The organism is Xenorhabdus budapestensis (genome assembly GCF_017743015.1).
Taxonomy (GTDB): domain Bacteria; phylum Pseudomonadota; class Gammaproteobacteria; order Enterobacterales; family Enterobacteriaceae; genus Xenorhabdus; species Xenorhabdus budapestensis.
In genome coordinates, this window is the sequence record NZ_CP072455.1 from 1,029,606 (window position 1) to 1,042,579 (window position 12,974).

The window sequence follows — 12,974 nt, forward strand, 5'->3', positions numbered from 1 at the left end:
AGATAGTATTAAATAGTGTCTTTGAGGAAAATAAATAACCATAAGACACAATGAAAAAACTACTCGAATTACGCCAGCAAAAATCCGATTTAACCCAACAAATGCGTTCTCTGCTTACCAAAGCCGAAGATGAAAAACGCTCACTCAATACGGATGAAGCCAAACAGTTCGACGAGCTGCGCATGCAGTCTGAGGCACTCAATACCGAAATAGCCCGTTATGAGGCTTTATCTAATGAAGAACGCAATCAGGCAAGTAAACCCCAACCGACCCGCGAAAACCTCAGCAATGACGAGTTGCGCCACTATGTTCTGACTGGCGAAACCCGCTCCCTGTCTACGGGAATTTCATCAGACGGGGGCTATACCGTTATCCCTGAGCTGAACAAACAGATCATGCAACAACTGAGTTATGAGTCAGTGATGCGCCGGATCTGTACGGTGAAAACCACACACAGCAACGAATACAAGCAGTTGGTTTCTGCTGGGGGTGCAGCCGTAGCCCACGGGGAAGAAGGCAAGGCACGCGGTGAAACTGCCACACCGAAAATGGAAGAAGTCAGCATCAAGCTATTTCCTATCTACGCTTATCCCAAAACCACCCAAGAAATTATCGATTTTAGCGATGTGGATATTTTGAGTTGGTTGACTTCTGAAATTGCCGACACGTTTGTCGATACCGAAGAAACGGATCTGGTCAGCGGAGACGGCAGTAAAAAAGCGAAAGGCTTTCTGTCTTATCCTCGCGACATCCAAGGCGACAAGGTACGTGATTTTGGCACGCTGCAAAAACTGGAAGCTACCACGCTTGAGGCTGATAGCCTGATTGATCTTAAGTTCCTGCTTAAGAATAAATACCGCAAGAATTCTGTATGGGTGATGAACTCCAATACTGCCGCCAAAGTGCAAAAACTGAAAAATGATAATGGTGATTATATCTGGCGGGAACGCTTACAAGCGGGTGATCCCGATATGTTGCTGGGCTTACCTGTCCATTATCTAGAATTTATGCCCGATGGTGTGATTGGTCTGGGTGACTTCAAACGTGGTTATTTCATTGTTGACCATGAAACAGGCATCCGCACCCGCCCCGACAATATCACCGAGCCAGGATTTTATAAGGTACACACCGATAAATATCTGGGTGGCGGTCTGGTGGACTCCAACGCAATCAAGATCCTTGAAGTTAAAACCGCGTCGAAATAAGCGAAAGGGGCGAAAGTCCCTTGTTGGGAGTCCATAGGATGAATAACGATTTTGAAATTCGCACCGCGTCTCTGTCTGCTGCTGATAAAAAGCTGGTGGGCTATGTGATTAAGTGGAACAGTCGATCCCAAATTCTGTGGGATGAGTTTGTCGAGCAGTTCGCCCCGAATGCCTTTCGTACCAGTTTAACAGCGGGTACAGATGTCAGGGCACTGTATGAACATGACCACATGAACCTGTTAGGCCGTACCACGTCCGGTACGTTACAGCTTGCCGAAGATACTACCGGACTACGCTTCGAACTAACCCCGCCTGATACCCAATTGGGGCGCGATGTGCTGACTCTGGTTGAACGGGGTGATATTTCCGGTATGTCCTTTGGATTCAGGGCGCTAAAAGATCAGTGGGATATTGGTCAAGAGCCGTATCTGAGAACCGTTTTAGAAGCGGAACTGAGGGAAATCACCATCACCAGCTTGCCCGCCTACCCTGAAAGCGGTGTTGAGATTGCCAGACGTTCCCTGAATGCCGCCAAGCCTAATCATGTTGATTTGCGTCATTACTGGCTGCAACTGTCCGAGGTGTAACCATGTGGCCTTTTAAGCGAAAAGACACGGAAACCCGCAGCATGAGCATTGATGAATTTCTTTCTCTGGCGGGCGTGTCTAACACCAAATCGGGCGAGCATGTTTCACCGTCTACAGCGGAAGGTTTACCTGCGGTGATGAATGCTGTCACCGTGATTAGTGAAGCGGTCGCTACCATGCCCTGTTACCTTTATCGGGTTCAGCACCAGAACGGGACAGAATCCCGCGAATGGCTCAGTGATCATCCTGTCGATTATTTGCTGAATGAGTGTCCGAATGACTTCCAGACCCCATTTCAGTTTAAGCGAACCCTGATGCGTCATTGCTTATTAAATGGCAATGCTTATGCGGTGATTGTCTGGGGACGGGACGGTCAGCCACAATCGTTGCACCCTTACTTACCGTCAGCGGTTGTACCACAACGATTATCGGATCACCGGTTCGCGTATACCATCACCGAACCTTATAGCGGCAAGGTAAAAACCTACTTACAGGAAGAAATCCTGCATCTGCGCTATGCCACCGAAGACGGTTTTCTTGGACGCTCGCCTGTCACCATTTGCCGCGAAACCTTGGGCTTGGGACTGGCACAACAACGCCACGGCGCCAGTATCATGAAAGACGGTATGATGGCGGCAGGGGTGATTAAATCCGCTGACTGGCTGGACGGGACAAAGGGGGCTAAAGCACTGGAAGCCCTTGAACGTTACAAGGGCGCTCGCAATGCAGGGAAAACGCCGATCCTTGAAGGTGGCATGGACTACCAGCAATTAGGCATGAGTAACCAAGATGCTGAATGGCTGGCTTCCCGCCGTTTCACGATTGACGATATCGCCCGTATGTTCAACGTCAGCCCGATCTTTCTGCAAGAGTATTCAAACAGCACTTACAGTAACTTTAGCGAAGCGTCCCGCGCTTTTCTGACTATCACCATGCGCCCGTGGCTTGCCAACTTTGAGCAACAAATCAAAGCCGCCTTGCTGATGACATCACCGAAACGCGGCATTCGTTACCAAGTGGAATTTGATACAGCCGATTTGCTTCGTGCCAATCCGAAAGAACGCTTCCAAAGCTACGAGACGGCGATTAAATCCGGTGTCATGTGCCCGAATGAAGCCCGTGAACGTGAGGGACTCTCTCCCCGTGAAGGGGGTGATGAATTCAGTCAGGCATGGAAGCAAACGGTAGAAATCAAGAAACAACCGGAGGGTAAGGAATGAGAGCAGGCAGATTGAGGCATCGGGTGACTATCCAGAAATCCGAGCAGTCACGCGCCCCGTCAGGGCAGGTTATTGACAAGTGGGTGGATGCCGCCACCGTCTGGGCAGAAGTGAGGGCGATTAGCGGGCGTGAGCGTTTGGCATCCGGTGCCGTGTTCTCTGAGGCCACTGTGCGTATCTGGATGCGTCACCGTGATGACGTGACCACCGCCAATATTATTCTCTATGACGGGGCTAACACCAGAGGAACCGCTTTTGACATTGTGGCGGTTATCCCTGATGCGAAACACACCCGCTTAGAGTTGCTTTGTAAAGGCGGTGTTTTCTAATGGCTGAAATCCCTTTAAATGAAATCAAACAGCATTGCCGGCTGGATGAAAGCGACACGCTTGATGATGCCTTGTTAATGGGCTATGCCGAAGCCGCGCTGGAAGTCTGCCAGCAACATATCGGCAAGCGGTTTGATAACGGGTTGGCTTTTACCCCTGCTATTAAGGTGGGCTGTCTGCTTTATATTGGCTTTCTGTATGAAAATCGGGAGATGGTGACAGAAGCAGAACTTAAAGAAGTCCCTTTTACCATCAAGTCATTGTGGTCTGTCTATCGTGATGTGGGAGTGTATTAGATGCCGTGGCAACCTTTAAAGCGCTGTAGTTACCCGAGTTGCCGTGAACGGGTGAAGTCAGGTCGCTGTGAACAACACCAACGGGAAGCCAGACGGCAGCAGGACAAACAACGGGGAACCCGAACCCAACGAGGCTACAGTAACCGATGGGGGCGCTACCGGCTGCAATACCTGAAAGCCAATCCGTTGTGTGTCCACTGCCTACAGCAAGATATCTATGCCTCTGCAACGATTGTGGATCACATTATCCCGATACAGGGTGAAGCTGATGTGTTGTTCTGGCCTGAATCCAATCATCAATCGTTATGCCCGCCCTGCCATAACCGCAAGACCGTACAGACAGACCCTATCACCAAAGCGAAGCGTAAACAGGGTATCTATCAGGAACGGGAAACCGAAGCGGCAAAGCGTCGCGGTTGGTTAGTCGCAGAATAATAACAAATGAAATAGTGGGTGGGGGTATCAAAAATGACAAACGCGTTTCTCAGCGGAACCGACCCCTTCCTGCGATTTTTACGCCCGGCACTTTTTTTGAAAATAAACTCACAAGGAAGACAGAAAATTATGGCAAGAGCACCCAAACCCCCGACTTATCTTAATGACATTGCCGCCAGTCAGTGGAAATCCAAGGCAAAAATCTTAGGCGAACGGGAAGATCTGACCGCCGCTGACTGGAACAACTTAGAACTGTACTGCGTCAACTATGCCATTTACCGAAAAGCGGTGGCAGACCTTGATATTCGGGGCTTTAGCATCGTAAACAGTCAGGGCAGCGAAAGCCGCAATCCGTCACTGAGTGCCAAATCCGATGCAGAAAAAATCATGATAAAAATGTCGTCATTGCTCGGCTTTGATCCGGTGTCACGGCGTAAAAATCCGATAGAAACTGAGGAAGAAGACGAGTTAGACCGCCTATGAATACATGGGAGCAGTATGCTTTTGATATCCAAAACGGTAAGATTTCGGCCTGTAAGCGACTGAAACAGGCCGTGAAACGCTACTATAACGACCTGAATAACCCACGTTATACGTTTGATTCTGAGGTTGTGGTGCGTTTTATTGCCTTCTCCCGTCTCTGTCCGCACGTCAAAGGCCATTTACGCGGTAAACCGATAATCCTTGAGCCGTGGCAGCAATTCGCTTTTGCTAACCTGTTTGGCTTCAAGGTAAAGGCTACTGGCCGCAGAAAGTACCGTAGCGCCTATATTCAGGTGCCACGCAAAAATGCGAAATCCACGGTTGCCGCGATATTGGCTAATTGGTTCTTGGTGATGGAGTCAGGCCAGCAGGATATTTACACCGCCGCCGTGAGCCGCGATCAGGCGCGTATCGTGTTTGATGATGCCCGCCAGATGAGTTTGTTATCAAAGCCGCTGAAAAAGCGGGTATCCATCCAGCAACATAAACTGACCTATTCGAAAACCAATAGCCTGTTAAAGCCACTGGCAGCCAAAGCTTCCACGATTGAGGGCACAAACCCCAGTCTGGCCATTGTCGATGAGTACCATTTGCACCCTGATAACGCGGTGTATTCTGCCCTTGAATTAGGCATGGGCGCACGTCCCGAAGGTGTCCTGTTTGCCATTACCACGGCGGGCAGTAACGTGATATCCGCCTGTAAACAGCACTATGATTATTGCTGTCAGATACTGGATGGCGAAGAACACAACGCATCGCTGTTTGCCCTGATTTACGAGCTGGGCGACGAGAACGAGATTGATGATGAAGCGCTTTGGATCAAGGCCAACCCCAATCTGAATGTCTCGGTAGACAGTGACGCACTGCACGACACGATACAGAAAGCCCGTAATATTCCTTCACAATGGACGGAGATGTTAACCAAACGCTTTAATATCTGGTGTCAGGGGGAAACGCCGTGGATGGGTGAAGGCGCATGGAAAGCTTGTCAGATGGAGTATAACGAGCGCGATCTTAAGGGGCTGGAGTGTTACGCCGGACTGGATTTATCCTCAACAGGCGATATTACCAGTATCTGTTCCACCTTTCCCGTAGATAACGAACTATTATTACTGACCCGCCATTACCTGCCCGAAGCCCAGTTACAGAACCCTGCCAATAAGAATCGGGCTGTGTATCGACAGTGGGTACAAATGGGCTGGATACGTACTACTACTACTACAGGCGATTGCATTGATTATGACCGTATTCGTGATGATATTCTCAAAGACAGTCAGCACTTTGATATCAGGCTGGTGGGCTTTGACACATGGAACGCCACCCACCTAAGAACTCAGTTACAAGGTGCGGGGCTGGATGTTGAGCCATTCCCACAAACCTATATGCGCTTTAGCCCCGTTGCCAAATCCGCCGAGGTGTTCGTTAACCGCAAGGTCATTCGTCACAACGGTGATCCAGTGCTCGCGTGGGCAATGTCCAATGTGGTGATGGAGACTGACGCTAACGCTAATATCAAGCCGAACAAGAAGAAATCAGCGAACAAAATCGATCCCGCTATCGCGTTCCTGATGAGTTTTGGTACATGGCAAGCAGAGCATGAAGAGTTTGCGTTTAACTTAAGTGAAGAACAGCAGCAGCGACTGGATAGTTTTGATGGGATATAACGTAAAAAGGTAAGTACTTTTACTGATTCGCTTATTGAAGCAGATAAACCAATCAGTTAAAGTAGCTCCGCCACTGGCAAAATTCAGTGGTCAAGGATTATCACCCTTGCTAAGAGTAACCCACTGGTAGGAATTTTCTGCCAGTGTGCCTGCATTCGCCCATTCAATGGTGGTTCAGGCAGGGGAGGCTTCGGCCTCGCCGGATGGTTACTCCCGGTTGTGATAACCCTGTCTGAATCGCCACCATCAATGTTAATTAATGGAAGGGGTAGCAGGAATGAATAATGTTAAAAATGATTGGCATCAAGCCGATATTATTGCCGCATTACGTAAACGTGGTACAACCTTAGCGGCTGTTTCTCGTGAAGCAGGACTCAGTTCATCTACACTGGCAAATACTCTCAGCCGCCCGTGGCCTAAAGGCGAATGGATTATTGCTAACTATCTCGAAATACACCCCTCTGAAATCTGGCCTAGCCGTTATTTTAGTATGGCTGGTGAACTTTTTGACCGGAAGGCCAGAAATACACCAGAGCAATAATTGATCTTTTATTGTTTTATATTATCCATAATGTATTCTATACAAAAGTAAAGCGCAAAATTTATATCATTTGCGCTTTTATAGTATTTTATAGAGTTTAAATACTTGATTCTACTTCAAGGCTGAATTTTTGAAAATCAGCCTAAAAATCATGATGATACATGACTTTGATTTTTTTGGGGGGATATATGAATGCGATACTTTCTACTTTCTGGATATTTATCATAGTATGTGTTTTTTTAGGCGCCTTTTTTAGTTTATTAAACGATAAGAAATTAAATCTAGACGAAAAAAGTTTAGATAAACAAGGTGTTTTTTGGTTTGCTGTAATTTCACCAATTGTTCTTTTCTTAGTGTTTGGTACTTTTATTTGGAAGGATTACATTCCACGTTTAGATAGAAAAGGATTAGATACTTTTTTTGAGATCAGCAAATTTCCTTTATCTATTTTAGCTTTGTCTCCTGTGCTAGGAGTTATTGTTTCCAATATCCATAGAACAATACAAACACATGCACAGATTGAAAAAACCGAAATACAGATTAAAAATACTGAAAAACAAATAGAGCTAGCCTTAACTAAAAATAACATGGATGCCTTTTACGCTCATAATAAATACCTTATTGAAGGCTTGGGAGAGATAAAGGAACATAACCATTACAATGCTAATGATACTAGTTTATTAAAAGATATTATCAGTGTCGAAAATGATTTAAATAAATATAACTTTGATGAAACTATAGTGATTTCACATGGAAGAAAATTATTTTCTGAAATTTATTCAAGACATGAAAATTTGAAATATAACTTCAACCCAAAGTTAAGTGATGATTTTTTAAGAGAATTAAATAATAATATAGAAGATATGACTAAAATTCTAAAATCTTTTAATCTATCATTTTCTACAGAAAATAAAAAAATTACACTTGTTAAAAGTAAAGAAAACGATTACAGTAGTCTTTTTATTGAATTGAAGTCTCAGATTAATAAAATAAAGGGCATTCTCCATTTAAATAATTATCTATCTTTAGATTATTTTGATGATTATATTGCAAGTACCGATTTCTATTTTATTTTTTATAAAAAAAATAATGATATTGATACGGTTAACTATGAGCAATCACTAATAAAGTTTATTGTTTTTTGTGAGATGACTTATAAATATCTAACATCTATTTCTAATATAATAGGAAAAATAGTAGATTTGCTCTTTAACGATCCTGTGTACAATGTATATGATGATTTTGAACTATCAAATATATTTTTTGATAATAGTTTTTATTGGCATGATACAAATCTATGCAATATTCCTATAGATTTTTTAGAAGCATTTCTCGAATGTTAGTTATATCAGTAGGTGAATAATTTCACTAGTCCCGCTCCAACAACCTTAGCGGATGTTTCTCGTGAATCTGGCCTCAGTTCATCTACACTGGCAAATACTCTCAGCAGACCGTGGCCGAAAGGCGAATGGATTATTGCTAACTATCTCGAAATACATCCCTCAGAAATCTGGCCTAGTCGCTATTTTGATTCGTATGGTGAATTGATTGAACGCAAGGTTCGGGATAAATCATAAAAATAATCAGTTCCATTTGAAAATCATCGGGAAGATAGCCGTAACGGGGTATCTTCTCACTAGCAGTAACATTCGTAGTTGTTACTTTAATAGTTTTCAACTGAATACACGCAACCCTCATAGCTTGGAACGTTAAACGTACTGACCACGTTTTATTGATCACGCATTCACTCTCATTCTTTCTTTTCTTTTGTATTGTTTTTATCTTATGCTTTGTTTATAGATTTGTTCAGTGTTCTATGTATAAACAATTATATAAATAAACAAGAGCAAACTCGTCAAAAAATGAGGATTATTTATTCAATATCAATCAGTTGTCTTTTAATTACGAGTATAGACTATATATAATTACTCAAGGTTGTTTTCATGGCGTATACTGGTACGCTATTTCGTTTTTGTTTAGTGGATTGATGTGGTACATGGCTGGAAAAAAACCAACTAACAACAGTATGGCTGAACCAAAAGATCGCCAAGTGGAAGGGCTGAAACTTCCACCACACTCTTTGGAAGCAGAGCAATCCGTGTTGGGCGGTTTGATGCTGGATAATGAACGTTGGGATAACGTATCCGAACGTGTCACCAGCAATGATTTTTTCAGTCGTCCACATCGGCGTATTTTTGCTGAAATGCAGCGTTTGCTTGAAATGGGCAAACCTATCGACCTGATTACATTATCAGAATCCTTGGAGCAAAATGGGGAGCTGGATAATGTCGGCGGCTTTGCTTATCTGGCCGAATTGTCCAAAAATACCCCAAGTGCGGCGAACATTAATGCTTATGCGGATATTGTCCGTGAACGTGCTGTTGTTCGCGATATGATCGCCGTTGCTAATGAAATTGCAGATGCGGGGTATGATCCACAAGGCCGCACCAGTGAAGAATTATTAGATCTGGCGGAATCAAGGGTATTCCAAATCGCAGAAAATAGGGCGAATAAAAACGAAGGCCCGAAAGGCATTGAGCAGATCCTGGAAGAAACGGTTGAACGAATTGAACAACTGTATCAACGTCCGCATGACGGTGTGACAGGAGTTTCTACCGGTTATCAAGATTTGGATAAAAAAACCGCTGGCTTACAAAAATCTGACTTAATCATTGTCGCAGCACGTCCTTCAATGGGTAAAACCACTTTTGCGATGAACTTATGTGAAAACGCAGCGATGATGCAGGATAAACCCGTTTTGATTTTTAGTCTGGAGATGCCCGGCAATCAGATCATGATGCGTATGTTGGCGTCTCTTTCCCGTGTAGATCAAACACGTATTCGTACTGGTCAGCTTGATGACGAGGACTGGGCGCGTATTTCCAGCACCATGGGGATTTTGCTGGAAAAACGCAATATGTATATTGATGATTCATCCGGTTTAACCCCTACTGAAGTGCGCTCCCGAGCAAGAAGAGTTTTCCGTGAAAATGGTGGGCTTAGCCTGATCATGATCGACTACCTGCAATTAATGCGGGTGCCTTCCCTATCTGATAACCGTACCTTGGAAATTGCTGAAATATCCCGATCACTCAAGGCATTGGCGAAAGAACTCCAAGTACCCGTTGTTGCATTATCCCAGCTTAACCGTAGTCTGGAGCAGCGAGCTGATAAAAAGCCCGTTAACTCAGACCTGCGTGAATCAGGCTCTATCGAACAGGATGCTGACTTAATCATGTTTATTTATCGTGATGAGGTATATCACGATAATAGTGAACAGAAAGGTGTGGCAGAAATTATCATTGGTAAACAGCGTAATGGCCCTATCGGTACAGTGAGGCTAACGTTTAATGGTCAATGGTCACGGTTTGATAATTATGCAGGGCCAAGCTACAGCGATGAATAAACAATAATGAATAACGTATTATTGAAAACCTACTGACCGGAAAAGAATAAAAAGGGGACAAAATGAAAGCGGCAACTGCTGTTATCAACCGCCGTGCTCTGCGACATAATCTGCAACAGGTCAGGGCGAAAGCTCCGAACAGTAAATTGCTTGCAGTTGTGAAAGCAAACGCCTATGGACATGGTTTATTGGAAACTGCGTATACAATGGAAGACGCTGATTGTTTTGGCGTTGCACGAATAGGGGAAGCATTGGATCTGCGCAGTAACGGGATTATCAAGCCAATCCTGCTTCTGGAGGGTTTTTTAGGGGCGTCAGATCTCCCTGTTTTGGTTGCCAATCATATTGAAACCGTGGTGCACAACATCGAACAACTTGAAGCTCTGGAACAGGCTAATTTACCTCATCCAATTAAGGTGTGGATGAAGTTGGATACGGGGATGCATCGTCTTGGCGTTCGTCTGGATGAAGCAGAAGATTTTTATCAACGCTTGAGTCGTTGCCGTAACGTCGAACAGCCCGTTAATATGATCACCCACTTTAGTCGTGCCGATGAACCACTGATGGATACAACTTCCCTGCAAATTGAACGTTTTATGTCATTTATTGCGAGTAAAGCTGGTGAAAAATCTATTTCAGCATCTGGGGGAGTTTTGTTGTGGCCACAGGCACATCTGGATTGGGTTCGTCCTGGCATCATGATGTATGGTGTATCGCCAATGGCAGATAAAACTGCGGCTGATTTTAACTTAATGCCAGCGATGACATTGAAATCTAGCTTAATTGCTGTACGCAAGCACAACTCGGGTGAAGCGGTAGGTTATGGCGGTACTTGGGTTAGTGAACGTGACACATATTTAGGTGTTGTGGCAATCGGATATGGTGATGGCTATCCCCGCAGTGCACCATCAGGCACACCCATCTTTATTAATGGACGTGAAGTTCCTCTTGTTGGCCGGGTTTCCATGGATATGATTACGGTGGATTTGGGGCCAGATTGTCAGGACAAAGTGGGTGATGAAGTTATTCTCTGGAGTACAGTCTTACCTGCTGAAAGAATTGCGGAATATACGGGGATTAGTGCCTATGAGCTGATCACGAAACTAACCTCACGTGTTGCAATGGAATATCTGGACGAATAATCGGGTTAAGTTATATTGTCTGTTATTGTGTTTTTATATCACTATTTTTATACAACAGTTTTTATGCTAACTAAGTAGCAGGGAGTATAATGTCGTGTTCCAGAATGTTGATGCTTACGCAGGTGATCCTATACTTTCGTTGTTGGAAGTGTTTAAAAAAGACCCCCGTGTAGAAAAAATTAATCTGAGCGTTGGGTTGTATTACGACGAGCAGGGTATAACACCTCAATTGCAGGCTGTTGCAATCGCAGAAGAACAAATGAAAGCTTTGCCACAGTCTGCGTCTCTTTATCTCCCCATGGAAGGTTTGCTTGGTTACCGGCTGGCAATTCAAGAATTATTGTTCGGTGAAGATCATCCGTTGTTGCAGCAAAATCGTATTGCAACGATTCAAACTGTTGGAGGTTCAGGCGCACTAAAAGTTGGTGCTGACTTTTTGCATCGTTATTTCCCTGATTCTGAAGTGTGGTGTAGTGATCCGACATGGGAAAACCATTCTTCAATTTTCTCTGGAGCAGGGCTTAAAGTAAATTATTACCCTTACTTTGATGATAAAACCAAAGGGGTAAGATTTGATGAAATGCTGGCAACTTTCCGGCAATTGCCAGCAAAAAGCATTATTCTGATGCACCCTTGCTGTCATAACCCAACCGGCTCTGATCTCACCAATGAACAATGGGATCAGGTAGCTCAGGTTGCCAAAGAACAGGCGTTGATCCCATTCCTTGATATCGCTTATCAGGGATTTGCTGATGGAATGGAAGAAGATACTTACGCGATTCGGGCAATGGCAAAAGCAGAATTACCTTGTTTGATCAGCAATTCGTTTTCAAAAATCTTCTCCCTGTATGGTGAGCGTGTTGGTGGATTGTCCGTTATTTGCGATGATGCCAAAACAAGTGAATGTGTTCTGGGACAATTGAAAGCCAGTGTACGTCGGATTTATTCCAGCCCACCGAATTTTGGTGCTCAGGTTGTAACAAGAGTCTTAGTTGATCCGTTACTAAAAGCGCAATGGTTGAAAGAAGTCGAGCAGATGCGTTTACGCATTCTGGAAATGCGAACTGTGTTGGTTAGCGCACTGAAACATGTGTTGCCAGAGAAAAACTTTGATCACTTGCTGAAACAACGCGGTATGTTTAGTTATACCGGCTTTAGTCCTGAACAGGTTAATCGCCTGCGTGAAGAATTTGGTGTTTATTTGATTGGTTCTGGCCGGGTTTGTATGGCCGGAGTGAACTATCATAACGTACAGCGTGTTGCAGAAGCATTTGCGGCAGTGAGTTAGTGATTTTTATTCCCTGAATATTTGGGGAATTGGTGAAGATAATTACTACAGCCCTTTGTTCTGGTATTAGGCAAAGGGTTTCTTATATTCTACAGATATCTCTATTTAATATAAAAATAAAAGATTTTTATCGGTTATTTCATGACAGTAAATTGCTCGCTATGTTAATTTATAACCGTTTTCTATGATAGTAAGCACCGATATATATCAAGTCCTGATATGTAAAATCTCGCTTCTCCCACCTTTATATTAAATAGCAAAAATGCTTAAACTAATCTTTTAATTTCAAAAGATTAATCAAATAGGAATAAAAAAATGCAACACCAACTCTTGAATTCTTGAACTCTTTCATCAATTATTGAGGTGAATATTAGTCTG

14 protein-coding genes are annotated in these 12,974 nt (G+C 44.0%); all 14 read left to right on the forward strand.

The window, feature by feature from the left end; translation table 11 throughout:
* The first annotated feature begins 50 nt into the window (after positions 1-50).
* The 14 genes from HGO23_RS04675 to HGO23_RS04740 all read left to right on the forward strand — a co-directional run bounded on the left by HGO23_RS04675 (position 51) and on the right by HGO23_RS04740 (position 12,596).
* Positions 51-1,205, forward strand: a complete 1,155-nt coding sequence (locus HGO23_RS04675; RefSeq protein WP_209028138.1) for a phage major capsid protein — start codon at positions 51-53, stop codon at positions 1,203-1,205.
* A 38-nt stretch (positions 1,206-1,243) separates the two neighbouring features.
* On the forward strand, positions 1,244-1,792 hold the full coding sequence (locus tag HGO23_RS04680; RefSeq protein WP_209028139.1) for an HK97 family phage prohead protease: 549 nt from the start codon (positions 1,244-1,246) through the stop codon (positions 1,790-1,792).
* A 2-nt stretch (positions 1,793-1,794) separates the two neighbouring features.
* Entirely contained in the window at positions 1,795-3,012 is a 1,218-nt protein-coding gene (locus tag HGO23_RS04685) for a phage portal protein (RefSeq protein WP_209028140.1), read from the forward strand.
* Positions 3,009-3,341, forward strand: coding sequence for a phage head closure protein (locus HGO23_RS04690; RefSeq protein ID WP_209028141.1), 333 nt, complete (start codon positions 3,009-3,011; stop codon positions 3,339-3,341). Before HGO23_RS04685 ends, HGO23_RS04690 begins: the two co-directional genes overlap by 4 nt.
* Positions 3,341-3,637, forward strand: coding sequence for a head-tail connector protein (locus tag HGO23_RS04695; RefSeq protein ID WP_209028142.1), 297 nt, complete (start codon positions 3,341-3,343; stop codon positions 3,635-3,637). The genes HGO23_RS04690 and HGO23_RS04695 overlap by 1 nt, the downstream gene beginning before the upstream one ends.
* Positions 3,638-4,072, forward strand: a complete 435-nt coding sequence (locus HGO23_RS04700) for an HNH endonuclease (protein WP_209028143.1) — start codon at positions 3,638-3,640, stop codon at positions 4,070-4,072. It abuts the gene before it with no gap.
* A 129-nt stretch (positions 4,073-4,201) separates the two neighbouring features.
* Positions 4,202-4,555 carry a phage terminase small subunit P27 family gene (locus HGO23_RS04705; protein ID WP_209028144.1) on the forward strand — a complete coding sequence of 118 codons (354 nt, stop codon included), beginning with the start codon at positions 4,202-4,204 and terminating at the stop codon, positions 4,553-4,555.
* A complete protein-coding gene (locus tag HGO23_RS04710) occupies positions 4,552-6,219 on the forward strand; it encodes a terminase large subunit (RefSeq protein WP_209028145.1) in 1,668 nt (555 codons plus the stop codon). The genes HGO23_RS04705 and HGO23_RS04710 overlap by 4 nt, the downstream gene beginning before the upstream one ends.
* Positions 6,220-6,496: 277 nt before the next feature.
* Positions 6,497-6,760 carry a helix-turn-helix domain-containing protein gene (locus HGO23_RS04715; protein ID WP_209028146.1) on the forward strand — a complete coding sequence of 88 codons (264 nt, stop codon included), beginning with the start codon at positions 6,497-6,499 and terminating at the stop codon, positions 6,758-6,760.
* 188 nt (positions 6,761-6,948) lie between these two features.
* A complete protein-coding gene (locus HGO23_RS04720; protein WP_209028147.1) occupies positions 6,949-8,103 on the forward strand; it encodes a hypothetical protein in 1,155 nt (384 codons plus the stop codon).
* A gap of 12 nt (positions 8,104-8,115) precedes the next feature.
* Positions 8,116-8,337, forward strand: a complete 222-nt coding sequence (locus HGO23_RS04725) for a helix-turn-helix domain-containing protein (RefSeq protein WP_244967890.1) — start codon at positions 8,116-8,118, stop codon at positions 8,335-8,337.
* A 419-nt stretch (positions 8,338-8,756) separates the two neighbouring features.
* Positions 8,757-10,166 carry a replicative DNA helicase gene (gene dnaB / locus HGO23_RS04730; RefSeq protein ID WP_099137172.1) on the forward strand — a complete coding sequence of 470 codons (1,410 nt, stop codon included), beginning with the start codon at positions 8,757-8,759 and terminating at the stop codon, positions 10,164-10,166.
* Between the two features lie 62 nt (positions 10,167-10,228).
* The gene (alr, locus tag HGO23_RS04735; RefSeq protein WP_209028148.1) at positions 10,229-11,308 is read left to right on the forward strand and encodes an alanine racemase; all 1,080 of its coding nucleotides are present in this window, start codon (positions 10,229-10,231) and stop codon (positions 11,306-11,308) included.
* A gap of 94 nt (positions 11,309-11,402) precedes the next feature.
* The gene (locus HGO23_RS04740) at positions 11,403-12,596 is read left to right on the forward strand and encodes an amino acid aminotransferase (protein ID WP_099137176.1); all 1,194 of its coding nucleotides are present in this window, start codon (positions 11,403-11,405) and stop codon (positions 12,594-12,596) included.
* The last annotated feature ends 378 nt before the right edge of the window (positions 12,597-12,974 follow it).